Origin of the sequence: Mycobacterium sp. URHB0044, assembly GCF_000620625.1 — a bacterium.
Taxonomy (GTDB): Bacteria; Actinomycetota; Actinomycetes; order Mycobacteriales; family Mycobacteriaceae; genus Mycobacterium.
In genome coordinates, this window is record NZ_JIAW01000002.1 from 261652 (window position 1) to 287335 (window position 25684).

The 25684-nt window shown below is 67.5% G+C and carries 31 protein-coding genes; 12 read left to right on the plus strand and 19 right to left on the minus strand.

What is annotated here, in order from left to right:
* Positions 1 to 680: 680 nt before the first annotated feature.
* The 12 genes from N536_RS0105310 to ppgK all read right to left on the minus strand — a co-directional run bounded on the left by N536_RS0105310 (position 681) and on the right by ppgK (position 10186).
* Complete coding sequence (locus N536_RS0105310; RefSeq protein ID WP_029112659.1) at positions 681 to 2399, minus strand: HK97 family phage prohead protease; 1719 nt, start codon at positions 2397 to 2399, stop codon at positions 681 to 683.
* Positions 2400 to 2606: 207 nt separating this feature from the next.
* Positions 2607 to 2765 carry a hypothetical protein gene (locus N536_RS42055; RefSeq protein WP_155948428.1) on the minus strand — a complete coding sequence of 53 codons (159 nt, stop codon included), beginning with the start codon at positions 2763 to 2765 and terminating at the stop codon, positions 2607 to 2609.
* Positions 2749 to 3033, minus strand: coding sequence for a hypothetical protein (locus N536_RS0105320; RefSeq protein ID WP_029112660.1), 285 nt, complete (start codon positions 3031 to 3033; stop codon positions 2749 to 2751). The genes N536_RS42055 and N536_RS0105320 overlap by 17 nt, the downstream gene beginning before the upstream one ends.
* A 316-nt stretch (positions 3034 to 3349) precedes the next feature.
* Complete coding sequence (locus N536_RS42060) at positions 3350 to 3598, minus strand: hypothetical protein (protein ID WP_155948430.1); 249 nt, start codon at positions 3596 to 3598, stop codon at positions 3350 to 3352.
* Between the two features lie 125 nt (positions 3599 to 3723).
* Positions 3724 to 4263: a hypothetical protein gene (locus N536_RS40625; RefSeq protein WP_051574264.1), complete on the minus strand. Its 540-nt coding sequence runs from the start codon at positions 4261 to 4263 to the stop codon at positions 3724 to 3726.
* Positions 4260 to 5138, minus strand: coding sequence for a hypothetical protein (locus tag N536_RS42065; RefSeq protein ID WP_155948432.1), 879 nt, complete (start codon positions 5136 to 5138; stop codon positions 4260 to 4262). Before N536_RS42065 ends, N536_RS40625 begins: the two co-directional genes overlap by 4 nt.
* Positions 5135 to 5506 (minus strand): hypothetical protein, encoded by a 372-nt coding sequence (locus N536_RS40630; RefSeq protein ID WP_051574265.1) that lies wholly within the window; start codon positions 5504 to 5506, stop codon positions 5135 to 5137. The genes N536_RS42065 and N536_RS40630 overlap by 4 nt, the downstream gene beginning before the upstream one ends.
* Before the next feature lie 133 nt (positions 5507 to 5639).
* Positions 5640 to 5900, minus strand: a complete 261-nt coding sequence (locus tag N536_RS37525; RefSeq protein WP_036435533.1) for a hypothetical protein — start codon at positions 5898 to 5900, stop codon at positions 5640 to 5642.
* Positions 5901 to 6286: 386 nt separating this feature from the next.
* Positions 6287 to 6658, minus strand: a complete 372-nt coding sequence (locus tag N536_RS0105345; RefSeq protein WP_155948433.1) for a hypothetical protein — start codon at positions 6656 to 6658, stop codon at positions 6287 to 6289.
* Positions 6659 to 6744: 86 nt separating this feature from the next.
* On the minus strand, positions 6745 to 7653 hold the full coding sequence (locus N536_RS0105350; protein ID WP_081809062.1) for a tyrosine-type recombinase/integrase: 909 nt from the start codon (positions 7651 to 7653) through the stop codon (positions 6745 to 6747).
* A gap of 92 nt (positions 7654 to 7745) precedes the next feature.
* Positions 7746 to 9179, minus strand: a complete 1434-nt coding sequence (locus tag N536_RS0105355; RefSeq protein WP_029112664.1) for an RNA polymerase sigma factor — start codon at positions 9177 to 9179, stop codon at positions 7746 to 7748.
* Between the two features lie 206 nt (positions 9180 to 9385).
* The gene (gene ppgK / locus N536_RS0105360) at positions 9386 to 10186 is read right to left on the minus strand and encodes a polyphosphate--glucose phosphotransferase (protein ID WP_029112665.1); all 801 of its coding nucleotides are present in this window, start codon (positions 10184 to 10186) and stop codon (positions 9386 to 9388) included.
* 115 nt (positions 10187 to 10301) lie between these two features.
* Between ppgK and N536_RS0105365 the strand changes: the two genes are divergently transcribed.
* A complete protein-coding gene (locus N536_RS0105365) occupies positions 10302 to 11147 on the plus strand; it encodes an inositol monophosphatase family protein (protein ID WP_029112666.1) in 846 nt (281 codons plus the stop codon).
* A 40-nt stretch (positions 11148 to 11187) separates the two neighbouring features.
* On the opposite strand, the gene cei is transcribed toward N536_RS0105365, so the two are convergent.
* The gene (gene cei / locus N536_RS0105370) at positions 11188 to 11838 is read right to left on the minus strand and encodes an envelope integrity protein Cei (protein WP_029112667.1); all 651 of its coding nucleotides are present in this window, start codon (positions 11836 to 11838) and stop codon (positions 11188 to 11190) included.
* Positions 11839 to 12000: 162 nt separating this feature from the next.
* Between cei and N536_RS0105375 the strand changes: the two genes are divergently transcribed.
* Positions 12001 to 12303 (plus strand): DUF4193 domain-containing protein, encoded by a 303-nt coding sequence (locus N536_RS0105375; RefSeq protein ID WP_029112668.1) that lies wholly within the window; start codon positions 12001 to 12003, stop codon positions 12301 to 12303.
* A gap of 50 nt (positions 12304 to 12353) precedes the next feature.
* On the opposite strand, the gene N536_RS0105380 is transcribed toward N536_RS0105375, so the two are convergent.
* The gene (locus tag N536_RS0105380) at positions 12354 to 12833 is read right to left on the minus strand and encodes a DUF3093 domain-containing protein (RefSeq protein WP_029112669.1); all 480 of its coding nucleotides are present in this window, start codon (positions 12831 to 12833) and stop codon (positions 12354 to 12356) included.
* Between the two features lie 25 nt (positions 12834 to 12858).
* On the opposite strand from N536_RS0105380, the gene dut reads away from it, so the two are divergent.
* Entirely contained in the window at positions 12859 to 13323 is a 465-nt protein-coding gene (gene dut, locus N536_RS0105385) for a dUTP diphosphatase (RefSeq protein WP_029112670.1), read from the plus strand.
* On the plus strand, positions 13323 to 14084 hold the full coding sequence (locus N536_RS0105390; protein ID WP_029112671.1) for a DUF3710 domain-containing protein: 762 nt from the start codon (positions 13323 to 13325) through the stop codon (positions 14082 to 14084). The genes dut and N536_RS0105390 overlap by 1 nt, the downstream gene beginning before the upstream one ends.
* Here the strand turns inward: N536_RS0105390 and N536_RS0105395 are convergent.
* The gene (locus tag N536_RS0105395) at positions 14071 to 14784 is read right to left on the minus strand and encodes a hypothetical protein (RefSeq protein ID WP_029112672.1); all 714 of its coding nucleotides are present in this window, start codon (positions 14782 to 14784) and stop codon (positions 14071 to 14073) included. The two genes, N536_RS0105390 and N536_RS0105395, sit on opposite strands and share 14 nt — an antisense overlap.
* Positions 14785 to 14920: 136 nt before the next feature.
* Here N536_RS0105395 and N536_RS0105400 point away from each other — a divergent pair, with 136 nt between their 5' ends.
* The 3 genes from N536_RS0105400 to N536_RS0105410 all read left to right on the plus strand — a co-directional run bounded on the left by N536_RS0105400 (position 14921) and on the right by N536_RS0105410 (position 17516).
* Positions 14921 to 15292, plus strand: a complete 372-nt coding sequence (locus tag N536_RS0105400; protein ID WP_029112673.1) for an OB-fold nucleic acid binding domain-containing protein — start codon at positions 14921 to 14923, stop codon at positions 15290 to 15292.
* 92 nt (positions 15293 to 15384) lie between these two features.
* A complete protein-coding gene (locus N536_RS37530; RefSeq protein ID WP_155948461.1) occupies positions 15385 to 16044 on the plus strand; it encodes a DUF3159 domain-containing protein in 660 nt (219 codons plus the stop codon).
* An 11-nt stretch (positions 16045 to 16055) separates the two neighbouring features.
* Positions 16056 to 17516: an MFS transporter gene (locus tag N536_RS0105410; RefSeq protein ID WP_029112674.1), complete on the plus strand. Its 1461-nt coding sequence runs from the start codon at positions 16056 to 16058 to the stop codon at positions 17514 to 17516.
* Here N536_RS0105410 and N536_RS0105415 read toward each other — a convergent pair.
* Both N536_RS0105415 and N536_RS0105420 read right to left on the minus strand, forming a co-directional pair.
* Positions 17513 to 18181, minus strand: a complete 669-nt coding sequence (locus tag N536_RS0105415) for a TrkA family potassium uptake protein (RefSeq protein WP_029112675.1) — start codon at positions 18179 to 18181, stop codon at positions 17513 to 17515. The genes N536_RS0105410 and N536_RS0105415 overlap by 4 nt on opposite strands.
* Before the next feature lie 7 nt (positions 18182 to 18188).
* Complete coding sequence (locus N536_RS0105420; RefSeq protein ID WP_029112676.1) at positions 18189 to 18863, minus strand: TrkA family potassium uptake protein; 675 nt, start codon at positions 18861 to 18863, stop codon at positions 18189 to 18191.
* Between the two features lie 99 nt (positions 18864 to 18962).
* Between N536_RS0105420 and N536_RS0105425 the strand changes: the two genes are divergently transcribed.
* Positions 18963 to 20960 (plus strand): APC family permease, encoded by a 1998-nt coding sequence (locus tag N536_RS0105425; protein WP_029112677.1) that lies wholly within the window; start codon positions 18963 to 18965, stop codon positions 20958 to 20960.
* The gene (locus tag N536_RS0105430) at positions 20957 to 22153 is read left to right on the plus strand and encodes a class I SAM-dependent RNA methyltransferase (RefSeq protein ID WP_369798381.1); all 1197 of its coding nucleotides are present in this window, start codon (positions 20957 to 20959) and stop codon (positions 22151 to 22153) included. Before N536_RS0105425 ends, N536_RS0105430 begins: the two co-directional genes overlap by 4 nt.
* 7 nt (positions 22154 to 22160) lie before the next feature.
* Here N536_RS0105430 and N536_RS0105435 read toward each other — a convergent pair whose 3' ends face one another.
* Positions 22161 to 22610, minus strand: a complete 450-nt coding sequence (locus tag N536_RS0105435) for an SRPBCC family protein (protein WP_029112679.1) — start codon at positions 22608 to 22610, stop codon at positions 22161 to 22163.
* A gap of 10 nt (positions 22611 to 22620) precedes the next feature.
* On the minus strand, positions 22621 to 23094 hold the full coding sequence (locus N536_RS0105440; protein WP_029112680.1) for a GbsR/MarR family transcriptional regulator: 474 nt from the start codon (positions 23092 to 23094) through the stop codon (positions 22621 to 22623).
* A gap of 156 nt (positions 23095 to 23250) precedes the next feature.
* Between N536_RS0105440 and N536_RS0105445 the strand changes: the two genes are divergently transcribed.
* The 3 genes from N536_RS0105445 to N536_RS0105455 are packed head-to-tail and all read left to right on the plus strand — an operon-like array spanning position 23251 to position 25603.
* Positions 23251 to 24156, plus strand: a complete 906-nt coding sequence (locus tag N536_RS0105445; protein ID WP_029112681.1) for an ABC transporter ATP-binding protein — start codon at positions 23251 to 23253, stop codon at positions 24154 to 24156.
* Positions 24153 to 24863: a hypothetical protein gene (locus tag N536_RS0105450; protein WP_029112682.1), complete on the plus strand. Its 711-nt coding sequence runs from the start codon at positions 24153 to 24155 to the stop codon at positions 24861 to 24863. The genes N536_RS0105445 and N536_RS0105450 overlap by 4 nt, the downstream gene beginning before the upstream one ends.
* Complete coding sequence (locus N536_RS0105455; RefSeq protein WP_029112683.1) at positions 24863 to 25603, plus strand: hypothetical protein; 741 nt, start codon at positions 24863 to 24865, stop codon at positions 25601 to 25603. The genes N536_RS0105450 and N536_RS0105455 overlap by 1 nt, the downstream gene beginning before the upstream one ends.
* Positions 25604 to 25684 lie beyond the last annotated feature (81 nt).

The window sequence follows — 25684 nt, forward strand, 5'->3', positions numbered from 1 at the left end:
AGGCACTCCTCGCCCGCCGCGTGGTCGCCGGCCATCGCTCCCGGCCACACCGCCGCGAGCAGAGCCTCCAACCGCTCCACAAAGATGGCCCTAACAGCTGCCCGATCTCCCGGAGCGACAGGCCCTCTGCACGCAGACGCGGCACTCCGCGTTGCGAACTAGCCGGTCAGGCCCCCGCATGATGCCTCGATCATTCGAAAACCGACCTCGGGGGGAGAGGGCAACGCACCGCGGCGTTGCCCGCAAGGTCGCGCGGCTAGCGCGTCCGACCCCCTATCCCTGTGTCATCCCTGTGTCTCTGGTTGGTAACCAGGGCGACGGTGTGAGCGCGGGACGGCTGCAGGACGGTGTGAGCGGTGTGGACGGTCTCCGTCCTGTGAGGGCCTGTCTGCGGCATGTGCTCGTCACCAGTCTCGGAGGTGTGCGCCGGGAGTGCGGTGGGCGGTCGGCCTGTGCGGGCGTGGCCCTGACCGTCCGGCTGCTCCGGCGGGTGCGTCGGCCCTGCGTGCCACGGGATCTCTCCGGGGGTGGCTGTGCTGCTGGTGCGTGGGTGCTCGGCACGATGGGTTCCCTCCGGGATGCAGGAGACCCCGCAGCCGGGCGGTAGCTGCGGGGTCTGCTGGGGGGGTTGCGGCGGGGCCGGTGCCGTGAGGGGTCACCGACCTCGCCGCTTCCCGGACCTATGCGGCGGTGCCGACCTTCACGACGGCGGACGGTTGATTGACTGAGAGGCCCCAGCGCCCTTCCACGCGGCAGCGGACCTGGTTCTGGGTGAAGTCGGCGTTGACGGCGTCGGACCACTTGACGCTGACGGCGTTGTCGTGGTCGAGGGTGACCGCGCCCTCGCCGATCACGAGGCCGGTCTTCGCGCCGAGGCCCTGATTCAACGTCACGGGGTAGCCCCACAGGCGGCGGGCTACCGGATCCACCGGGACGCCACGGACATCGGTTGCGCCACTGGTGATTTCGAGTAGCTCGATCGACTCCCAGTCCGAAGCGGACAGGCAGATGACACCGGGCGTGTAGCCGTTCGCTTCGAGCAGCGTGATGGCCTTGCGGACGCTGGTGAGCGCGTTGGTGGCGAACGCCTGCACGACGATGCCGCTGGTGTTCAGGATGCCGGTGAAGTGCTCCCCGGTGCCGTCACCGCCGATGACTTCGTTCTCCAGGGCGCGGCGCAGGCCGTAGAGGAGTTCGTCGGTGACGAACCGGGAGAGGTTGACGTTGTCGCTGATCATGTATTCGTCCATCGGCTCGCTGATGTGCGCCACGACCCTCAAACGGTTTTCCACGGGGAGCAGCGACACGACCGACGTGGGCTTGGTGCCGCCGACCGCCACGGGTGCCGCTTGCAGCGTCCGGACGGACTGGCGGAGGAACGAATAGGACGGCGGCACAATCCTCGTCGGCAGCACGTCGAGAACCGACACCAGAGGGCGACCGGTCGGCACGACCTCCGGCAGCAGAATCGTGCTGGTGGTCTGCACCCCCGACGCGAGGGCCTTGGTGCCTTCGATCCGGGACGCCTTGACCACGTTTTGCGCGAGACTCTTGAGGCCGGTGCCTGTCAGGGCGAGGTGCAGCGTCTCGCCGGAGCCGGAGCCGGAGTCGGGGTCGGCAGGCTTGAACCCGTCGCCTGCGCTCGCGGCCATCGCGTCGAGCCGGGCAAGGATGTCGGAGGACTTCGCGGCACCGTCGATTGCCTTCTGGAATTCGTCGGCGGCGTCGAGGTGCTTTTCGACCTGGGCGGTCTCGTCGGCGGTGAGGTCACGCTCCAGTTCGGCGGCGGCTTCGACGATCTGCTTCGCCAGCGCGAGCTGCTCGTCGATGCCCTTGGTGAATCGGTCCGGGCCGGTGGTCTTGGTGGTCATGGTCGCTCCTTGGTATTTGATGCGGGTACGGACGATGCGCTCGCGGATGGCGGTGGTGTCAGCGGATTTCGCTGCGGTGATCACGGCGCGGTCGTTGGCCGGCCGCGCCACGATCGACACCTCGATCAGGTCCAGGTCGTGCAGTTCGTTGACGCCATCGGCTGCCTTCGTGGCCCTGTTCACGGCGTAGCCGATGGACAGCGCGCCGACTCGACGTGCCTTCACGGCTCGGTAGGCTGCAGCGCCGAACTCGGTTTCGAGGTCGAATTGACCTGTCACGTGCAGACCTTCGGGGACCTCCTCGGCCTTGACGAGCTGGCCGACGAGCGCTCTGGGGTCGACGCTCCCACGGTGCTCCCAGTTGAGCGGGACGATCCGGTCGCTGGTGAGGCCCTTGGCGAACGCGCCTGGCATCACCCGGTCGTTCTGCGAGTCGGTGTTGCCGAACGTCGATGCCCAGCCCTCGAATTGGCCTTCGGCCAGGCCAGCGGTCTTGATGCCCACAATGGACACGGTTTTATGCTGCATGGTGAATGTCCTTCTGGGACAGCGGAATTGGAGTATCGACAGCCGGTGCGCCCCGCCTAGCTGGGCGGTGCTGCGCCTCTGGCGTCAGCGGTGCATCGGTGGATTCGTACACGGCGCGGTCAGCGGGATCTCTCTGAGACCCGACCTCCGCGCAGGCGACTGCTCCGGACGCCACGGTAGCACCGGGGCCGGACGAGCACGGGGATGTCACGGCCGGTCGCGCCATCTGCGTTCATCCCACTGGTCGGCGTTCGCGGGGTCGACGCGGGCGTGCTCGGTGCGCGTGAAGAGTCCGTCGCCGAGCCGGTACGGCACGCTGATCTTGGCCGGTGCTGCGCCGTCCTTGGGTTCACTCGGCGTCGTCATGGTTGCCCCTCTCCCGGTTGGCCATCCCGTTGGCGTCGAAGGCAAACGCGTCGAGGATGGCCTGCCGGTCGGTGTCGTAGAACTCGCCTGCAACCTGAACGAGGCGGATACCGAGCGCGAGCGCGAGTTCCTCCATCCGCCCGGACTGACGAGCTTCGGCGATCACCGCGACCCACCCGGGTTGGTCCTCGGCTGATATGGCGGCGACGAGCCTTGCGGCCAGCGCCACGTCTTGGTACTTCGCGCGCGCGGTCGGGTTGCTGCTCATGGTGTTTCGGTTCCCTTCGTTGTGGTGAGTTGCCCGGCGACGATGCCGGACGGTCGTTGGCTGGCGGGGAGTGATTCGAGCCACGCCCGGCACGCCGGGAGGGCAGGGCACCGCTGGCAGACGGCGACGGCGGCAGCTCGGGCGTCGACGTGATGTCGAGTCGAGCAGGCCCCCCGCCCGATTGGGTGCGTGGCGTCGAACACCTCAGGGTGGGTGCGGCAGCGTGCCCCCTGCAGGCGTGGCGTGTCACGGAGGATCGCGGCCAGCAGGTCCACCACGGGAAGCGGCACGGGCGCAGGCGTTTTCCGGCGTCGTGTCATGCGATCTCCTGGGTGGGGGTTCGGGACGCCCGTCGCGGTCCCTCTGCGCGTCGGGGGGGCACGTCGACTTCGATGCAGGTGTGGACACCGCCGCACCGAGACCCGCACGGCGAGAGCGCGTCTCGGGCCTGCCGCGCCTCCGCCAGGTCCCGCCAGTACGTCCACTCGGGGCTGGCCGGGTTCCCGTTCCGGTCGATGCAGTGGCAGACCAGCACGCCGCGCCGCTCGACGGGGTGAGTGCTCACCGGAGGTCGTCCTCCGAGCCGGAGACCGGAAACAGGCTGAGCGGCCCCGAGAGCGATTCGGGGAGGCCTGTCCGGCACTGGGAGACCGGCCCGGCCTGCTGACGCGCTGGCGTCGCACGGGGCCGTCACGACGCCAGCGCCTGCGGATCTTCCGGGACCGGGGGCCGGAGCGGGGGTGGCTCCGGTGCCGGAGGCGCGGCAGCACGCCGGGCCTCTGCAGCCTTCGCGAGTTCGGCCCGGACCAGCGCCGACCCGCGAGCAGCGATCTCGCGCCGGTCGACGTGATCGCAGACCCGCGCCGATCCGGTGTAGCCCTGCGAGTCGCAGAGACCACACGCGGCTATCGCTGCTGCTGCTGCTGATTGACGCTCCGTGAAATGAGGCTGCACCGCAACGTCTTTCGGCATCCCGGAGTCTTCGGCGCGCCGAACCTTCCGGGCGAACTCGATGATCTCGGACGGCTCCGGCGCGTCCGGGTGGTGCTGCGCTCGGAGCTTCACGCCAGCGATGAGATCCGGCAGCGCCAGATTGTGTGCCGAGAACAGTTCGGCCCACAGCGTGGCCATCGCGATCGCTGCCTGCCGGTCGTCGAGCCGGGGGGCGGTCCTCCGGTGGAGCAGCGAGATCAAGGTGAGTACTTCGATGGCGTCTGCGGTCGAGGTCATTGCTCCAGGGCCTTTCGATCCAGTTGTTCGACTTGCTCGGCAGCGCGCTCCTTGGCGCGCTGTTCGGCCAGGAGTTCGGCCCAGTCGCGTTGCTTCGACTTCGGCGGCGGCGCGGTGCCCTCCCGGAGCACCTCGGATGCGATGTACGGCAGGAGACCAACCCCGGCATCGGGCCGGGCCTGCCATCGCCGGAGTGCCTCGGCCACGACCTCGGGCGGCAAGCCGTCGCCGCGAATCAGCTCCGACGCCTTGAGTCGGAGCGCGGTCTTGACGGCTGCCGGGGTGTTGCTCGGGACGAGCGTGGCAACGAGCCGGGACGCTGACACGTCGACCGCATTCGACCGGCCCAGCTCCTGCCCGCGCTCCTCGCCACGCTCATGCACGTCCGCGTTACGTAACGGAGAGAGAGAACTAGAACCGTCAATTGAACCGTCAATAGAACCGTCATGTGTGCCACTCATGGGTGGCGCAAGCACATCCGGAAATGGCGCAAGCACATCCGGAAATGGCGCAAGCACATCGGGTGCGGTTGCGCCATCCTGAGTGGCGCAACCACCGTCCTCCGCTTGCGCCATCGTGGGTGGCGCAAGCACAGGCAATTCGTAGATGCTCGCCCGGCTTACTCCGTGGGATTTGTAGCCGCGCTTCACCACTCGGATGAGGCCCCGGTCCTTGAGTTGCTCCAGAGTCCGCACCGCTGTTCGCCGCGATCTTCCGAGCGTCGCCTCCACGTGAGAGATCCGCACGGAACCCTGACGGGAATCCGCGTGGCACTTCTCCGCGACCGCGATGAGCGCGAGCGTCTGCGCTTGCGTCAGGTCGGCCAATATGCCGGAGCGTGCCGTGAGCACTTCTCCTACCAGTTGGCCGCTCATGGTGTGCTCCGGTCGCTCGCGGCCCGCGTCCGGTGCCACTCGCAGGCGGCACCCACGGTTGCAATCCGGATTCGGCAGGGCGTACCGGCCTGCGTGATGCGACCACAGCGGAACGTTCGGGCGACCCTGACCCGCCACATGATGTGATTCGCCACCGCGTCGAGTTGTTCGTGCGGGGCACTAGGGCAGGCCACGTCGACCGAGTGTCCGTCGCGACCCAGCCGGTCGACCTCCACAAGGGCGAGATACTCTTCGCCGTCGCTGTCGATCCCCGTCGCAGCCAGGTAGCCGGGTGCCCCGACGTCCCACAGCGGGGCTGATCGATCCCGGTCAACGAAGATGACCTCGTCCCAATTCGCGTCACCCATCACGCACCCCCTGTGTCGTGCAGGAGGTCTCGTCGGTTGTCGCTCCGGGCGGTATGATTCGAGTTGTCCCTCACCAAGGACTTGATGGAGCCGCCCCGCTGCCCGCTGGGGCGGTTTCTTCGTTCCGGGGGGCTCATGGCGCACCGCCGCCGCTGGTCTCGCCGACGAGCCGGATCTCGGCCCGGTACTCCCGCTTCGCGACCGTCCGGTGATCGGTCACCACGACAGTGATCACGTCGCCCTCGGCGGACACGTCTGCGCGAGATGCTTGTTCCCCGTGCAGGATTGGGAACACCTCGGATGCGGCCGCGAGCCCCGCCGCGATCAAGTAGGCATCGCTCCGGTCCTGCGCCTCGCGCTGCTGCGGGTCCTCCCGGCACTCCGGGCGCGACATCAGGCCGCACCCCCGCGCCGACGACGTGCCTTCGCCGACGCCAACGCGAGCCGGGCGTAGTAGGCCTTCCGAGCGTTGGCGGCTCGCCTGGTGCGCTCTGCAGGGGAGAGGACCCCGTCCGGGTCTACCTCCCGCTCGAAGCGTTCATCGAATTTGCGTCGGGCCGCTGCAGTTCGGGCCGTCCGGTCGGTGGTCTTGGCCCAGCTGGCGTGAGACGCGAGAGACGCACGCAGGCGTCGTTCGCCGGGCGAAAGATCGCCATTGCGGTATTCGGACACGGAAAGCCTCCGGGGATGAGGGCATGCTTTCGCAAGCCAGGCCCTCCCCTAGAGGGATCGGTCGGAGGGTCATCCGACGCGCAGAGGACAATCTACCTCGGCACTGCGCTACCGGCCCGAAAGCTCGTCATCTCCGCGAGTCCGCCCACGAAGCATCGGTATTGTCACGCGGTTAATCCCTTGTGACACAAGCGAATCGAACTGTCTAGCCAGGTTGGCCTCGGTGCGCGGCAGCGATTCGCGGCAGCCGGGACAGCGGATGACGTAGCGGCGGCGCACCACAATGACGCCTTCCATCGCCGGTTCGATCCGGTCGGCGGCGTCGGCTAGCGACCGGCCGGAGTCGAACACGCGCAGCGGTTTCTCCGTCGCCGCGTCGAGGAACTCCATTCCGCCGTCGCGACGGGCCTTGCGCACTCGGTCACCGAGGTAATCGTTCAGAGGGTCGGGCTCCCCGAAGTAGTCGAACAGGTCGGGCACCCACACCCCCTCCTCATCGCGGGTGTAGATGCGCTGCCACGGTTCATGCGACTCGGCCTCGCAGTAAACCGTCACAGCCGGGCGGCTCACAGGTCACCCAGCCCGAGGTTGCGCGCTTCGGCGGCGGCACGATCTGAAGCAGTCGACCGGGTGTACCGGTCCAGCATGTCCCGGCTGGACCACCCGGCGACGGCCATCAGCCCTCCCTCGGAGCCACCTGCGGCCAGCCAGCGTGACGCGGCGGTGTGCCGCAACAGGTGGGGGTGAAAGCCCTTCAACCCGGCCAGCTCAGCCCGGTATCCCAGGGTCTTGTGCAGCCCGTCGTAGTTCAGTCCCTTGCTCCGGTCCCCGAGCCACAGCGGGGGAGTGTCGGCCAGCGCGTGACTGCGCCGCGCCCGGATGTAGCGATCAATCGCGAGACCGGTCTGAGCGCCGAACGGGGCGATCCGGCCCTTGCCGCCCTTGCCTCGGCGCACCGTCACCAGACCACGCGTCAGGTCGACGTCATCGACGCCCAGGCCGATGACCTCCCCGGCTCGCATCCCGGTCTCAGCCATCAGGCGCACGATGGCCTCGTCGCGGCGGTCCCGGAAATCCTTACCACTGCACGCCTTGACCAGACGGCGCAACTCGTCATCGGAGAGCGACTCGGTGACCTTCGTGTCGAGCTTCGGTGCCTTCAACCCGAGCAAGGGATCGGAGTCGATCTCGCCCTCCTCCTCCAGCCACGTCGAGAACCGGCGCATCGCAAGCTGCCGGGACCGGGCAGTGCTGGCCTCCGCTCCCGCGTCGAGCAGATCAGCGACGAACGCCTTCATCAGATCGCGGTCCAAGGCAGGGGTGTGACCGTGCTCCGAACACCACTTGAGGAACGCCCGGACACCGTCGCCGTAGACCTTGACCGTCGCCGGGGACTTGCGCTCAGACCGCAGCGCGAGCAGCCAGGAGGGCAGCAGAACGGCAAGATCGAGGGGTGCAGCTTTGCGTCGCGCCATAGCCGCTATCTTTACTAAGAGCGCTGTGCATGTCCACTATTTCTGGACTAAGCCCCATATCTGCAGGTCAGAGCTGTCGCTCCGCAAGTCGCCTAGTCCAGGTAGTCGCGCAGCACCTGAGAACGGCTGGGGTGCCGCAACTTCGACATCGTCTTCGACTCGATCTGGCGGATGCGCTCGCGGGTGACGCCGTAGACCTGCCCGATCTCGTCGAGGGTGCGGGGCTGACCGTCGGTCAGGCCGAACCGCAGCCGCACGACGCCTGCCTCGCGCTCGGAGAGCGTCTCCAGCACCGATTGCAGCTGATCCTGCAGCAGCGTGAAGCTCACCGCGTCCACGGCCACCACGGCCTCGGAGTCCTCGATGAAGTCGCCGAGCTGGCTGTCGCCCTCGTCGCCGATGGTCTGGTCCAGGGAGATCGGCTCACGCGCGTACTGCTGGATCTCCAGCACCTTCTCCGGCGTGATGTCCATTTCCTTGGCGAGCTCTTCTGGCGTGGGCTCGCGGCCCAGGTCCTGCAGCAGCTCACGCTGAATGCGGCCGAGCTTGTTGATGACCTCGACCATGTGCACCGGGATGCGGATGGTGCGGGCCTGGTCGGCCATGGCGCGGGTGATCGCCTGGCGGATCCACCACGTGGCGTACGTGGAGAACTTGTAGCCCTTGGTGTAGTCGAACTTCTCGACGGCGCGGATCAGGCCCAGGTTGCCTTCCTGGATCAGGTCCAGGAACGCCATGCCGCGGCCGGTGTAGCGCTTGGCGAGCGATACCACCAGGCGCAGGTTCGCCTCGAGCAGGTGGTTCTTCGCGCGGTCACCGTCGCGACAGATCCACAGCATGTCGCGACGCTGCGCGGCGGGCAGCTTCTCGCCCTTCTCGGCGATCTCGCTCATCAGTTGGGTGGCGTACAGCCCGGCCTCGATGCGCTTGGCGAGCTCGACCTCTTCCTCGGCGTTGAGGAGGGCGACCTTGCCGATCTGCTTGAGGTAAGCGCGCACCGAGTCCGCGGACGCGGTGAGTTCGGCATCCTTGCGGGCCTGTCGCAGCGCCTCGGATTCCTCTTCGTCCCAGACGAAGTCGCCGGAGGCCTTGTCCTTCTCGGACGGCTCGGCGATGTCTTCGTCGGCGACCGCAGCGCCTTCGACGGGCTCCACGACGGCCTTGGTGGTGGTCTTGCCCGCGGCGGCCTTGTCGTCGCCGTCTTCGAGCGCTTCGTCGTCGCCGGTGAGGTCTACCTCGAGGTCGATGTCGGCCTCGTCGACCAATACGTCGGGCTCGCCGTCGAGGTCGTCGGTGGTTTCCAGATCATCGGTGGCCTCGAGGCCGTCGCCCTTGGTGCCGGGCGCGTCGCCGGCCTTGGCGCGGGGTGCGCGCTTGGCAGCGGGCCCCTTCGCCGCGGGGGAGTCGGCCTTCGCGCCTGCGGTCTTGGCGGCCCGCTTGGCCGCCGGAGCCTTCTTGGCGGGGGATTTGGTGGCGTTGTGCGTCACCGGCTCGTCGGTGGCCGGCCTAGCCTTTGTCGCTGCCACGTGCACCCTTTCGGTCTTGCGGATCTCGGAGGCGTGGGCGTGCGTGCGCCACCGAAAAGCGTCGGCTGTCGAATGTTGGCGTTGATCTCAACTCGGATACTCGCCGCTATCCGTTATGCGGCCGCCATCGACCATTGTAACGACAGTGTGAGCTACTGCCGCTCCGACAGCAATTTTGGTGTTCCGGGCGAGCCGCAACCGACCGGTTAGTGGGCCGCCGCGTCGACCTCGGCGGCCATCGCGGCGCCGACGATACCGGCCGTGTTCAGCAGCGCAGCCGCCACGACCGGGGTGCGGTTCTTCAGCAGCGGAATCCACTTGTCGGCCTTGCGGCTGATGCCGCCGCCGGCGATGAACAGGTCGGGCCAGATCGCGTTCTCGATCGCGACGAGCACGGTCGTGACCTCCTGCGTCCAGCGCTCGTAGCTCCAGTCCTTGCGTTCCTTGACCGACGACGCGGCACGGTGCTCGGCCTCCTTGCCGCCGACTTCGAGGTGCCCGAACTCGGTGTTCGGTAGCAGGATCCCGTTGTGGATCACGGCCGAGCCGATGCCGGTGCCGAACGTCAGCAGAACGATCACGCCGGTGTTGTCCTTGCCCGCCCCGAACTTCTCCTCGGCAAGGCCCGCGGCGTCCGCGTCGTTGAGGACCGTCACCGGCTGGCCGTCGAGTTTGGCGGAGATGACATCGCGGGCGCTGGTTCCGATCCACCCCTTGTCGACGTTCGCGGCGGTCCGGACCGTGCCGTCGGTCACCACACCGGGGTAGGTGACGCCCAGGCTGCCGGTCCAGCCGAACTCGCGGACGACGGCGGCGACGGTCTTCGCGACCGCATCCGGCGTGGAGGGTTGGGGGGTGGGCAGTTTGAACCGCTCGCCGATGAGCTGGCCGGTGTCGAGGTCGACGATGCCGCCCTTCACGCCGCTGCCACCGACGTCGACGCCGAATCCGCGACGTGACGATCCATTGGTGCTCGGGTCGGCGGCTGGGGTTTCGGTGGCGGTCATGAGCTCTCCTCGAGAGGCAGGCAGGTGCGACGCGAACCACACATTAGTGCGTCGTCAAACGTGATGTCGGCCTGCCGCATAACCCGGTCGGCCCAATTTGTGCTGCGATGTCAATGTGACGGACATCGACTCCGACCCCGCGACGCTACGGGCGGTCGCCGAAGGTCTGGCCGCTGAAGCCGCCGAGTTCGTTCTGCGCAGGCGCGCGGAAGTCTTCGGTGCTGGCGCCGAACGCGACGACTCCGCTTCGGTGCGTACCAAGAGCACACCGACCGACCCGGTGACGGTCGTCGACACCGAGACCGAGCGGCTGCTGCGCGACCGGCTCGCCGAACTGCGACCCGGCGAAGCCGTGCTCGGCGAGGAAGGCGGCGGCGCCGTCCGGACGCAGCCGGGCCAGCCGCTGTGGGTGCTCGATCCGATCGACGGCACGGTGAACTTCGTCTACGGCATCGACGCCTACGCGGTGTCGGTAGGCGTTCAGATCGACGGTCTTTCGGTGGCCGGGGCCGTGGCGAACGTGCCGACGGGTGAGGTGTTCTCGGCCGCCGTGGGGTGCGGCGCCCACGTTCTGCGCGCAGGCGTGTCGACGCCGTTGCGGTGCACGCCCGTCGAGGACCTGTCGATGGCGCTGGTCGGGACGGGGTTCGGCTACGCCAAGGAGCAGCGCGTCCGGCAGGTGCAGGTGCTTGCCGGGTTGTTGCCCGACGTGCGCGACGTGCGCCGGCTGGGGTCGTGCGCCCTGGACCTGTGCATGGTGGCTGCCGGCCGGTTGGACGCCTACTACGAGGACGGTGTGCACGTGTGGGACTGGGCCGCGGGTGCGCTGATCGCTGCGGAGGCGGGCGCCTGGCTGGTCCTGCCGTCCGTCGACGGCGGCGGTTCGGATCTCATCGTGGCCGCCGCGCCGGGTATCGCGGCCGAACTGGACGCGGCGTTGCGGACCCTGGGTGCCGGCTAGGGCTAGCGGGGCGAGCGAAGTGACGGGAAGTGGCTAGCGGTCAGCAGGCGCCGGAGTGGACCTTGGCCAGCAGCGAGGAATCCGCCGGCTGGGTCGCGTCCGGACGCAGACTGGCCAGCACGGCGTCGGTGTCGTCGTTGTGGCTCAGATCCTCGAACTCGGTGCCGATCGCGAAATCGACTGTGTCGTCGCTTCTCTGGTCCTGATACAACTCGGTGCACGGCGCGACCAGCCAGAGCGCGGCAGCGGCCGCTCGGCCCGCAGGTCCGAACCGGATCTGGCCCTGGCACTCCAGGCGGGTGTTCTCGTACACGGTGTCGTTGGCCGCGGTGGGCGGGGCGTAGCCGAGATCGCGCAGGGCGCCGGCCACCTCGCCGGCCTGGCCGCCCTGACCGCTGGCGTTCAGGACGCGGATCTTGGTGTCGGCGAGCTTCGCGGGGGCCACCTCGGTCATCGTGGCGGGCATGACCTGGTCGCCGAGTGCGGCCTGGGTGGCGTCGGTCGCGGGCGGAGGCGGGTTGCAGCTCGCGACCTCGTGGACGTCGGTGGGCCGGTTGAAGGCGAACACCCACACCATGAGCGTGACGGCCGCCAGTGCGACCAACGTCAGAATGCCCGGCAGGTAGTTTCTGCGGCGGAACGGACGGCCGTGTTTGTCGAACGCCGTGCCCGACGTGATTTGCGCTACCACTCCTGCACTGTAAGGCCAGGCCACGCCACCCGTCCCTACCTGGGGTTTTAGAGTGTGATATAAATCACATCCAATCGGTGGCCGATTGGGGCACGAATCATTTGGTGGATGCGTTCTGCGCTGGTACAAAGCTCTGTCGCATGGTTAACGGAGGGGAAGAGGATGGCTACCGACTACGACGCCCCACGGCGTACCGAGACCGATGACGTTTCCGAGGATTCGCTCGAGGAACTGAAGGCTCGGCGCAACGAGGCCCAATCGGCGGTCGTCGACGTGGATGAAACCGAGTCAGCAGAATCGTTCGAATTGCCCGGAGCAGATCTGTCCGGGGAAGAACTATCTGTACGGGTCATCCCGAAGCAGGCCGACGAGTTCACGTGCTCGAGCTGCTTTCTGGTGCACCACCGCAGCCGTCTCGCAAGCGAGAAGAACGGCGTGATGATCTGCACCGACTGCGCGGCCTGATCGACGCGCGCGAGTAACGCGACCCAGGAGACGGTCGCACGGGCTGGCGGTCAGCTGCGAAGCGCCGCCAGCACGCGACTGGGCCGTCGACAACTCACCAGCCAGTAAGGCGTTGGGTCGTCCGGGTCGTCGAGCACCAGCAGAACCATCGGTCCGATCCACGCCCGGTGTACGACGTAGGCGGCAGGATCCAACTGGCGACCAAGCGCAGCGGACTTCGCCGACCGCGGCACCTCGGCCGAACGGGAAATCACACTGACCGGCAGGTGCGCCGCGCCCACCCACAATTCGGCTCCGTTCTGATCGTCGCCGACGACACGCAGGTCGGTCCGGCCGAACCACACCAGCACGGCCGCCGCCACGGCGAACAGCACCGCGAACGGCACCCAGTCGGGGATGGCCTCGACGCCCATGTTGACCTCGACCGCGATGAGTGCGGCCAACCCGAAGCCGGGCAACCACCACCACCACGGCACCCGCAAGCGCTCCTGATAGCGCACGGATTGGGAGGTTGCGCGCGTGTCTGACACGCGGCCAAGAGTAATCTCGTGGATCGTGTCCACCTCTCTGGCGGTCGTGCGACTGGATCCCGACCTGCCGATGCCCTCCCGGGCGCACGACGGCGATGCCGGCGTCGACCTGTGCACCTCCGTCGACGTCGAACTGGCTCCCGGCCAACGCGCCCTCGTCCCCACCGGAATCGCCGTCGCCATCCCGCACGGGATGGTCGGGTTGGTGCATCCCCGCTCCGGATTGGCGTCGCGCGTAGGTCTTTCGATCGTGAACAGCCCCGGAACCATCGACGCCGGTTACCGCGGAGAGATCAAAGTGGCACTGATCAATCTCGACCCCGAGCAGCCGATCATCCTGCGCCGCGGGGATCGCATCGCGCAGTTGTTGGTGCAACGGGTGGAGCTTCCCGAACTGGTCGAGGTCACCTCGTTCGACGAGGCAGGACTCGGCAACACATCCCGTGGTGAAGGCGGCCACGGTTCCTCCGGCGGACACGAGAGTTTGTAATGGCATTCGGCAAGCGCAAGAGCGGCAAGAGCGGCGACGCGGACGAGGCGCCCGACACCGGCGAGGTCGCCGGTTCGCCAGGCGTCGACGACACCGAGGGCCCGTTCGACGTCGAGGAGTTCGACGATCCATCGGTGGTGACGGTGGGCAGGCACGATCTGGGTTCCGTGCTGATCCCGGAGAACGAGTCCGCCGAATTGGCGGTCGAGGTCAACCAGCAGGGTGTGCCCACCATGGTGTGGATGGTGACGCCGAACGGGCGGTACAACATCACCGCTTACGCCGCGCCCAAGACCGGCGGGTTGTGGCGCGAGGTCGTCACCGAGATCGCCGAGTCGCTGCGCAACGACGAGGCGCAGGTCAGCATCGAGGACGGGCCGTGGGGCCGTGAAGTCGTCGGCTTGGTGACCAAGGGTCCGGAGCCCGTCGTCATGCGGTTCGTCGGTGTGGACGGCTACCGGTGGATGGTTCGCGGTGCGGCGATCGGCACGCCGGAGAGCGCCGACGCGATTGCGGCCGATGTTCGAAACGCATTGACCGACACCGTCGTTCGTCGCGGCGACACCCCTCAGCCGGTCCGCAACATGCTGCCGCTGCAGCTGTCCGAGTCGCTGGTGAACCGGTTGCGTGCCCGGGCCGAGCAGATGGTGGCCGAGCAGGGCCAGCAGGCCGTTCCGCCGCCGCAGGAAGCGGCGCCCGTCGCCCGGCGCAGCGAGCAGGGGTCGGCGATGCAACAGCTCCGCACGATTACCGGTGGCTAGAGGACGCCTCCCAGAGCGCGGCCACGCACGCAGCACCCAGGACCGCCGGATCGGCGCCCATGGCGTCGAGCGTGACGGTCTGCAGCGCCGCCCTTGGTGCGGCGGCGACCCACTCGAGCGCGACTTCGACAGGATGGACCGGATCGTCGATCGCTGCGGCCACCCCCATCGGCACGGCTAGGACTTCGAGCTCCTCGCAGGTCGGCGCGACGTAGCCCGCCGCTTCCTCCATCGCGTCCGGCAGAGCGGGCCATTGATTCACCCACGACCGGGTGAGTTCGTCGGCCAGCCAGGCGGGGCTGGACGCCCGCATCGCGGCGACCGCAGCGCCCAGTCCGTCGCGGCGCAACGCGTGTGCAGAATGCCGGGCCGTCAGCGCGGCAGGGGCGTCGATGGGTGAGCCCGTCCACGCGGGAAGCGCGGCCAGCACGGCGACGGCGTGTGAGGGATGGGCCAGCGCCCACGACGTGGCGACGGCCGCTCCGATCGACACCCCGCCGACGGCGATCGGACCGCGCCGCGCGGCGCCGTCCAGGTCGCGTCGATACCCGTCGAGCAGCCGTTCGGGCTCGGGCGCGGGCGTCACCACGATCGCTCCCACGTCGTGCAATGCGGCGGAAAAGGCGCGGTAGACGTAGTCGTCGTCAGACCCCGTTCCTGGCAGCAGAACCACCGTGATTCCGCGCAGATTGACGGCCATCAGTAGATCGTGCCGTGCGCGTCAACTCCGCGCGGCGGACACGACGCGGCGGCGTGGCGATTCGGAACCAAGAGGTCTACCGTGGCGTTTGTCAAGGTGAGTCCATGGTGGACTCGCGAAGGGGTCAGGAGAGGCCATGGCTACGGCCGAAGGTTATCTGCGCAGGCTGACGCGCCGGCTGACGGAGGACCCGGAACAGCGCGACGTCGAGGAACTCAGCGACGAAGCTAGCCACAGCGGTGCGCAGAAGGCCATTGATTGCCAGCGCGGCCAGGAAGTCACGATGGTCGGCACGCTGCGTTGCGTCGAGACCAACGCGAAGGGCTGCGCCGGCGGCGTCCGCGCCGAACTGTTCGACGGCACCGACTCGGTGATGTTGGTCTGGCTCGGTCAGCGCCGGATCGCCGGCATCGACTCCGGCCGCACGCTGCGCGTGCACGGACGCCTGGGCAAGCTGGAGAACGGAAGCAAGGCGATTTACAACCCGCACTACGAGATTCAGAAGTGAGTCGTCCCGACAACGGGACTGCTGACGAGGCCACGCCGGGTGAGCCAGGCGAACCCGAGAAGAAGCTCAACGCCCAAGCGCTGCTCGAGCAGATGGGTGGCATCAGCGGTCTGATCTATTCGTCGCTGCCGGTGCTGGTGTTCGTCCCGGTGTCGTCGATGTTCGGTCTGATGCCGGCGATCGGCGCGGCCGTCGGTGTGGCCACGCTGATCCTGATCTGGCGCGTGATCCGCAAGGAGTCGCTGCAGCCGGCATTCTCCGGTTTCTTCGCAGTCGGAGTCAGTGCGCTCATCGCCTACGTCGTGGGGGCGTCCAAGGGTTACTTCCTGCTGGGCATCTGGTCGTCGCTGCTGTACGCGGCGGTGTTCGCGGTCTCGGTGCTGATTCGGCGGCCCCTCGTCGGCTACATCTGGGGCTGGGTGAACGGACGCGACCGCGCCTGGCGCAAGGTGCGCAAGGCCGTGTTGGCCTTCGATGTGGCCACTCTCACATGGGTGGCCGTGTTCGGCGCACGGTTCGTCGTGCAGAACCATCTCTACGACGCCGATCAGACGGGCATGCTGGGCGTCGCGCGCATTGCGATGGGCTGGCCGCTGACCGCCGTCGCTGCGCTGGTGACCTACCTGGCCATCCGGACCGCCCAACGTGCGCTGCACGAGCACGAGGGCGCCCAAGCCGCGCAGATCTCGGATGCTGCGGACGTGACGGAGTCCACCGAGACACCGCAGGCGACCGAGGCGCGTTCCGACTGACGGGCAGCCGCGTGCAGGACGAGCGCCTCGCCGACCGATCCCTGATGGCGGTGGCGGTGTTGGCGTCGTTCGTCGCATTCCTGGACGGCTCGGTGGTCAACCTGGCGCTGCCAGCCATAGCCGCCGACCTCGGGGGTGGGCTCGCCCTGCAGCAGTGGGTGGTGGACGGCTATCTGCTGGCGCTGGGAGCACTGATCCTGGTGGCGGGCGGGGTGTCGGACCAGTTCGGCAGGCTGGCCGTGCTGCGGTCCGGCCTGGCGGTGTTCGCGGTCGCGTCGGTGCTGTGCGCCTTCGCCCCGAGCGGCTGGGTGCTGGTCGCCGCCCGGTGCCTGCAGGGTGTCGGGGCGGCGTTCCTGGTGCCCAGCTCGCTGGCCATGATCAACGCCCATTTCACCGGGGCCGCCCAGGCCCGCGCGATCGGCACCTGGACGGCCTGGACGGGTACGGCGTTCGTGGTGGGTCCGCCGCTGGGCGGCGTCCTCGTCGACGCCCTGAACTGGCGCTGGGTGTTCGGCATCAACATCGTTCCGCTGGTTGCCACGCTGTACCTGACCACCCGACTGGTCAACGACGACGTCGTCGACCGGCATTGGCGCCGAATCGATTTCGTCGGCGCAGCGCTGTGCGCGGTCGGGCTGAGCGCCGCGGTGTTCGGGCTCATCGAACAAAACCGGCTCGGGCTGTCGCATCCGGCGGTGGCCGGCGGGCTCGCCGTGGGGCTGACGGGCTTGGTGGCTTTCGTGTTCTGGGAGCGACGGGCGCCGAACCCGATGATGCCCCTGCAACTCTTCGCCGCGCGCAACTTCGCGGTGGGCAACGTCGCGACGGTCTTCCTCTACGCAGGCGTGTCACTGGGCATCTTGCTCGTCGCGTTGTTCCTGCAGGAGGTCGTCGGCCTGTCCGCCGCGATGGCGGGTCTGGCCAGCCTGCCCATTCCGGTGCTGTCGTTCTTCCTGGCGCGTCCGTTCGGCGCCCTGGCGGGCCGGCACGGGCCACGGCTCTACATGGCGGTGGGACCGCTCGTCGCCGCCGCGGGATTCCTGCTGATGATGTCGGCGCGCGCACCGTTCGACTTCTGGACGCAGATGCTGCCCGGCTTGATCGTCTTCGGAATCGGTCTGTCGGTCACCGTGTCGCCACTGACCGCGGCGGTGCTGGCGGCGGTCGACCCGACCCAAAGTGGCATCGGCTCGGCGGTGAACAACGCCGTTTCCCGGATCTCCGGCCTGATCGCGGTCGCCTTCACCGGCGTGATCATCGGCGCGACAGGCGATTCGGGCTTCGCGCCCGGTGACTTCGCCGGCTTCCGCCAGGGCGTCTTGGTCACCGCGGTGCTGTTCGCCGTCGCCGGGTTGGTCTCTGCCATCGGGATCAGCAACCGACAGTGTGACTTCGGGCGCCTGTCGGCCGGTACGGTCGCGCCGTGCCGCGACCGCGTGGCGGCGCCGCCTGCCTCCGTGCAATCGGATTAGGGGCGTGTGCCGGGGCGCAGCACCTTCTCGCGCAATTCGTCCTCGACCTCGGCGATCACCACGAACAACAGTTCGTCGCCGCCCTCCAGCGGCTCGTCGCCCTCGGGCACGATCACCCGGGCCCCGCGCAGAATGGTCACCAACGATGAATTGCGGGGCAGATCGAGGCGTTTGACGGCCTTGCCGCCCCACGGTGTGTCGTCGGGAAGGGTGATCTCGACGAGGTTGGCCTGGCCCTTGCGGAAGCTCATCAGCCGCACCAGGTCGCCGACGGACACCGCCTCCTCGACCAGCGACGCCAGCATGCGGGGAGTGGACACCGCGACGTCGACGCCCCAGTTCTCGTCGAACAACCACTCGTTGCGCGGGTCGTTGACGCGTGCCACGACGCGCGGCACCGCGAACTCCGTCTTCGCCAGCAGGCTGACCACGACGTTGGCCTTGTCGTCGCCGGTGGCGGCGATCACGACGTCGAACTCTTCGAGCTTGACGGATTCCAGCAGGCTCAGCTCGCACGCGTCGCCCAGGCGCCAGCGCGCGGCGGGGATGGCGTCGACGTCGACGTGTTCGGGGTTGCGCTCGAGCAGCGTGACGTCGTGCGAGTCGACGAGTTCCCTGGCGATGGACCGGCCGACTGCCCCGGCCCCGGCGATGGCAACCCTCACGGCATCCTCACTGATCCTCGACGTCGTCGCCGGGCGGTAGCGCCGCGATCGCCATGGCCTCGGCGATGTGGCCGGAGACTGCCGCGATGTACACCTGGTCGCTGGCCTGGATGACGGTCTTCGGGTCGGGCAACAGCCCGCTGCCGAAGCGGATCATGAAGGCCACCCGGCCGCGGGTCGCGGCCTCCAGGGCGGTGACGCGGTGACCGATCCAGTTCTCGTGCAGCGTGAGTTCGGCGACGCCGACGTTGCCCGACGGATCTCGCCACTTCGTGGTCTCGGTCTCCCGGGTGAGCACGTTGAGCAGCCGATCCGTGGTCCACGGCACCGTCGCCACCGTCGGAATGCCGAGCCGCTCGTACACCGCGGCGCGCTTGGCGTCATAGATCCTGGCGACCACGCGTTCCACGCCGAAGGTCTCCCGGGCCACCCGCGCCGAGATGATGTTGGAGTTGTCACCGGAGGACACCGCGGCGAACGCGCCGGCTTCCTCGATGCCCGCGCGCAGCAGCACGTCTCGGTCGAAGCCCATGCCGAGCACCCGCTCGCCCGAGAACTCGGGGGACAGCCGGTGAAAGGCGGTGCCGTCGCGATCGATGACGGCCACTTCGTGGCCGATGCGGGCCAGGCCGTCCGACAGCGACGCGCCTACTCGGCCGCATCCCATCACCACTACACGCACGCGTCGGTCCTTCCAGCCGGTCTCCCAGAAAAAGCTCGTGCCCAACCTGCGCACACGGAACGCTACAGCCATCGGTGCATGCGCATACTCTTGGCTCTCGTGTCCAAGCTCTCGACCGCCGCCCGCCGATTGCTCATAGGAAGTCCCTTCCGCAGCGACACGTTGGCGCACACGCTGTTGCCGAAGCGGATCGCGCTCCCGGTCTTCGCCTCCGATGCACTGTCCTCGGTCGCCTACGCGCCTGAGGAAATCTTCCTGGTGCTGTCGGTCGCCGGCCTGAGCGCGATCACGATGGCGCCCTGGATCGGCCTCGCCGTGGCCGTGGTGATGCTGATCGTGATCGCGAGCTACCGGCAGAACGTGCACGCCTACCCCTCCGGCGGTGGTGACTACGAGGTGGTGACCACGAACCTCGGCGGGACCGCCGGCCTGACGGTGGCGAGCGCGCTGCTGGTGGACTACGTGCTGACCGTGGCGGTGTCGATGGCTTCGGCGATGTCCAACATCGGATCCGCCGTGCCGTTCATCGCGCAACACAAGGTGCTGTTCGCGGTGCTGGCCATTCTGATTCTGGCGTCGCTGAACCTGCGCGGCATCCGGGAGTCCGGCACGGCATTCGCCATTCCCACGTACGCCTTCATGATCGGGATGTACATCATGCTGGCCTGGGGGTTCTTCCAGATCCTCGTGCTGGATCATCCGCTCCGTGCGGAATCCGCGGGCTTCCAGCTGCACTCCGAGCACGGCGACGTGCTGGGCTTCGCAATGGTGTTCCTGATAGCCAGGGCGTTCTCGTCCGGATCGGCCGCGCTGACCGGCGTCGAGGCAATCAGCAATGGCGTGCCCGCATTCCGTAAGCCCAAGTCCCGCAACGCGGCCACCACGCTCTTGCTGCTCGGCTGCATCTCGGTGACCCTGTTCATGGGGATGATCATGCTGGCGAAGGAGACCGGCGTGAAGATGGCCGAACGGCCGCACGAGCAACTGATCGGCGCGCCGCCGGACTACCACCAGAAGACCCTCATCGCCCAGCTGGCGGACGCCGTGTTCCACGACTTCCCGTTGGGGCTGTACGCCATCGCCGGCGTCACCGCGCTGATCTTGGTGTTGGCCGCGAACACGGCGTTCAACGGGTTCCCCGTGCTGGGCTCGATCCTCGCCCAGGACCGGTATTTGCCCCGGCAGCTCAGCACGCGTGGTGACCGACTGGCGTACTCCAACGGCATCCTGTTCCTCGCCTTCGCCGCCATCGCCTTCGTGGTGGCCTTCCGAGCCGAGGTCACTGCGCTGATCCAGCTGTACATCGTCGGGGTGTTCGTGTCGTTCACACTGAGCCAGATCGGCATGGTGCGGCACTGGACCCGGCTGTTGCGGGTTGAGACCGACGCGACCGAGCGGTCCCGGATGCAACGTTCCCGCGTGATCAACGCCATCGGCTGCGTCTGCACCGGAGCGGTCCTCCTGGTGGTGGTCGTGACGAAGTTCCTTGCGGGAGCGTGGATTGCGATCCTGGCGATGAGCAGTTTGTTCGTGATCATGAAGATGATCCACAAGCACTACGCCGCGGTGTCGCGCGAACTCGAGAGCCAGGCCGCCGAACAGGGCGACGTGGTGCTGCCCAGCCGCAACCATGCGATCGTGCTGGTCTCCAACCTGCACCTGCCGACGCTGCGTGCACTGGCGTACGCCAAGGCCACCCGGCCCGACGTGCTGGAGGCCATCCACGTCAGCGTCGATGACAAGGAAGCCCGCGAGCTGCAGAGCAAGTGGGAGGACAGCGAGGACGTCACCGTCCCGCTCAAGGTCATCGCGTCGCCGTACCGCGACATCACCCGTCCGCTACTGGATTACGTCAAGCGGATCACCAAGGAGTCGCGCCGTACGGTAGTGACGGTCTTCATCCCCGAGTACGTCGTCGGCCACTGGTGGGAACAGGTGCTGCACAACCAGAGCGCACTGCGGCTCAAGGGCCGACTGCTGTTCGAACCCCAGGTGATGGTGACGTCCGTTCCCTGGCAGCTGAATTCGTCGGAGCGGCTGAAGAACCTGGCACCGCAATCGGCACCGGGCGACGCGCGGCGGGGTTACCTCGAGTGACGAACTCACTGACCGAAGTCTTGACCCTGACCGTTGGCCCGGCGGCCAACGGCGGCAGCTGCGTGGCACGCCACGACGGTCGAGTGGTGTTCGTGCGCTACGCGCTACCGGGCGAGGTGGTTCGGGCCAGGGTGACGGGGGAGCGCGGAAGTCATTGGCACGCCGAGGCGGTCGAGATCATCGAGCCGTCGCCGGACCGGGTCGACTCGCTGTGTCCCATCGCCGGTGTCGATGGCGCGGGGTGTTGTGACCTGGCGTTCGTGACGCCGGAGGCGGCGCGGCGCATCAAGGGCGACGTGGTGGCCAACCAACTCGGCCGTCTCGGCGGCTATGAGTGGACGGGCATGGCCGACGAGGTCGGCTCGACCGGTGCGACGGGGTGGCGCACTCGGGTACGGCTGGATACCACCGCCGACGGCCGTGCGGGCTATCACCGTTACCACAGTGCGGATCTCGTCACCGATCTCGAATGCTCGCAGGTGCCGGAGGGGATGCTCGCGGGTCTGGAGGCACGGCGGTGGCCGGCAGGCGCGGAGTTGCACGTGGCGCTCGACGACGTCGGGGAGCGGCACGTGGTGCAGTCCGGACCCGGCCGCGGCCGCAAGGCCACCCAGGTGGTGGAGGGCCGCTACGAGGCCACGCAACGCGTGGGTGAACGGGTGTGGCGGGTGCCGGTGACGGCGTTCTGGCAGGCGCACCGCGATGCCGCCGGCGTGTACAGCGGACTGATCGCCGAATGGGCTCGGCTGAGTCCGGGCATGACGGCGTGGGACTTGTACGGCGGGGCAGGGGTTTTCGCGGCCGTACTGGCCGAGGCCGTCGGGGAGTCGGGACGGGTGTTGAGCGTGGACACCTCCCGCGGTTCGGCACGTGCGGCGCGGGCGGCGCTGGCGGACCTGGGGCAGGTGTCGGTGGTCACCGAATCCGTGCGCCGTGCGCTGACCGGACAGCCGGGCCGAGCCGACCTTGCGGTGCTCGACCCGCCACGAACGGGAGCCGGTCGCGAGGTCGTCGACCTCTTGGCCGCCGCCGGTGTGCCGCGTATCATTCACATCGGTTGTGAGGCAGCGTCATTCGCACGTGACGTTGGCCTGTACCGTGGGCACGGCTACGCCGTCGAGGAACTGCGCGTGTTCGACTCGTTCCCGCTGACGCATCACGTCGAGTGCGTGGCGGTGCTCAGCCGGTCGTGAGAGCAGTTCAGGCGCCCTGTGATTCGAGGATCGCCTTCAAGCGCTCGAGGTCCTTGGTGTTGGCGCGCTTCATGGCGCGTGCCATCATCGGCGCCGCGATGCCGGAGAACCCGGTCGGCTCGCCCCGGTTGCGCAAGGTCATTCGAGTGGAGCCGCTCTCGGCGTCCTCCCATTCGTAGCTGGTCTCCATGGGAAACGGTCCCTGCGCGGTCCGCATGACGAATCGACGCTCCGGCTTCAGTTCGGTGACCTCGTAGGTATAGGTGAGCTTGCGGCCCAGGAACATTGCAGTGAAGGTGAACCTCGAGCCAAGCTGAAGCGGGCGGGGTGTCTCCCACCGCACGTCCTTGATGTTGACGTACCACGCCGTGGCGTTGTCGGGGTCGGTCGCGTAGGCCGCGACGACTTCGCGCGGCCGGCGAATCACGATCTCGGTGCTCACATCGACGACGGCCATGCGGAGCTCCTCACTTCGGTGCGGACGTCGTCGACCGGTTATGCCAACGGTCCAGCAGAGCGGGAATTTCGTCGAGCAGAAAGGCATAGAAGTCGCGCATTTCGGTGAGACGACGTCCCGCCAGGCTGTCGCTCCCCGTAGCCGCTATCCCGTCTTCGGCGGCTGCTTGCATTGCCGAGATCACGGCGTTCTGGTTGGTGTACAACACCGCCCAGGCGTCGCCGCGCAGCCGGTAATGGTCCCGTCGGCTGGCCGGGACGGGCACCCGTTCTGCCAGCCCGACTGACGTGAGCATCTTGATGGCACCGGAGATTGCGCCCGAACTGGCGTCGAGCCGCTCGGCAAGTTCGCCCATGGTCATGCTGGGCTGCTCGGTGAACAACAGGGCGGCTAGCACGCGGGCCGTCATGCGCTGCAGGCCATGGTCGCTGAGGACGAGGGCGAGGTGCTCGGCGGCCCGCTGCGACTCGGGATGGTCAACCACCACATTGGTCTCAATTCTCTCGGAGTCTTCAATAATCTCTGAAGTTTGAGTATAGTCAGTTTCGGCGTTCCGGGAAGTCAGGTCGGAGATTGGTACCCGTATGCGGTGACGACGGCTCGACCGGCGCATCTTTACCTGGAAGGCGATCAACCCGTTATGCCCACCATCACGCCGGAGTCCACTTCGTCGAGCGTTTCGACTGACGTCATCCGCGTCCGCGACCTGACCTTCACTTACCCGAAGTCGTCCGAACCCGCCGTGTGCGGCATGGACTTCTCCGTCGGGCGCGGCGAGATCTTCGGCTTCCTGGGCCCCAGTGGCGCCGGGAAGTCAACGACGCAGAAACTCCTCATCGGCCTGCTCCGCGGACACGGCGGTGAGGCGGCCGTGTGGGGGAGGGACCCGCTCGCGTGGGGACCGGACTACTACCAACGCATCGGTGTTTCGTTCGAGCTGCCCAACCACTACCAGAAGCTCACCGGCGTGGAGAACTTGCGCTTCTTCGCCTCGCTATACGGCGGCACGACGTTGGACCCGATGGAGTTGCTGGACGCGGTCGGCCTGGCTGACGATGCCAAGACTCGAGTTGGCAAGTACTCCAAGGGAATGCAGATGCGGCTGACGTTCGCCCGGTCCCTGATCAACGATCCAGAGCTGTTGTTCCTCGACGAGCCCACCTCGGGGCTAGATCCGGTGAATGCCCGCAAGGTCAAGAACATGGTCCTGGATCTGAAAGCCCGCGGCCGCACGATCTTCCTGACCACCCATGACATGTCGACCGCCGATGAGTTGTGCGACAGAGTGGCCTTCGTGGTCGACGGCCAGATCGTCGCGCTCGACACGCCTGCCGAGCTGAAGATCGCTCGGAGCCAACGTGTTTTGCGGGTGGAGTACCGCGGCAACGACGGCGGTCTCGAGACCGCGGAGTTCGCGATGGACGGCCTGGCCGACGACCCGGCGTTTCACGACGTCCTGCGCAATCACCACGTCGAGACCATCCACAGCAGGGAAGCCAGCCTGGACGACGTCTTCGTCGAGGTCACCGGACGGCGGTTGTCATGACGCGACTGGTGAGTGCGCTTCGGCTCGAAGCCACCCTGCAGAATCGGCAGCGCTTCCTTCACGCCGCACTCTTCTCCGGACTGATCTGGTTGGCCGTCCTGCTGCCGATGCCCGCCACCCTGCGCCGGGTCGCCGAGCCCTACATGCTGTTGGGCGATACCTGCATCGTGGGGTTCTTCTTCATCGCCGGCGCGGTGTTCTTCGAGAAGCAAGAGCGCACCATCGGTGCGGTCCTGTCGACGCCGCTGCGGTTCTGGGAGTACCTGACCGCGAAACTGACGCTTCTGGTGCTGATTTCACTGTTTATCGCGTTGGCCGTGCCCACGATTGGCCATGGATTCGGCTATCACGTGGTGCCCGTCGTGGTCGGTGCGGTGCTCGGAACCTTGCTGATGCTGTTGGTTGGCTTCATCTCGTCGCTGCCGTTCGCGTCGATCAGCGACTGGTTCTTGGCGGCGACCATCCCGCTGGCGCTGATGATGGTCCCACCAATACTGGAGTACTCGGGCGTATTGCCTAACCCGTTGCTGTACCTGATCCCAACGCAGGGGCCGCTGCTCCTGTTCGGGGCCGCCTTCGATCAACTGACGTTGGAGACGTGGCAGGTCGTCTACGCGGTGGCCTACCCGGTCGTGTGCATCGCGGGTCTGTGCTGGGCTGCGCAGGCGACATTCGCTCGGTACGTCACCGCAAGGGCAGGTGGGTAATGGCACCTGCACGAGCTTTGATCGCCTTCGGCCGCAATGACCTTCGCGGCACGTACCGCGATCCGTTGCTGGTCATGATCGTTCTCGCCCCCGTCATCTGGACTACCGGCGTCGCGCTGTTGACACCACGCTTCACCTCGACGCTGGCCAATCACAACGGGTTCGACCTGGTTCCGTACTACCCGTTGATTCTTACCGCTTTCCTCCTGCTGACTAGCATCATCATCGTCGGTGGGCTGGCGGCGTTCCTCGTCCTGGACGAGGTCGACGCCGGAACCCTGACTGCACTGCGGGTGACCCCGGTTCCGCTGTCAACGCTCTTCGTCTATCGCGCCGCGACCGTCATGGTGATCACCACGATTTACGTGATCGCGACGATGTCGTTCAGCGGCATCCTCGAGCCCGGCCTGGTGCCGGCCCTCATCCCTATCGGGCTCCTCTCCGGGCTGTCGGCGGTAGTGAGCCTGCTGCTCATCGTCGTCATGGCCAACAACAAGATTCAGGGCCTGGCAGCACTCCGAGCCCTCGGCATGCTGATCGCCGGCCTGCCCTGCCTGCCGTGGTTCATCGACTCCGACTGGAATCTGGCATTCGGTGTGCTGCCGCCGTATTGGGCCGCGAAGGCGTTCTGGGTCGCCAGCGACCACGGCGCGTGGTGGCCGTACCTGTTGGGCGGCGTGGCCTACAACCTTGCGGTCGCGTGGCCGCTGTTCCGTCGCTTCCTTGCCAAGCACACTTAAATCATTTGCGAGGCCGAACGTGAGCCCGTGTGCGATGTTTCGTCACTTCTTGGCACACGAGCTCACGTTGGGGATAGGACG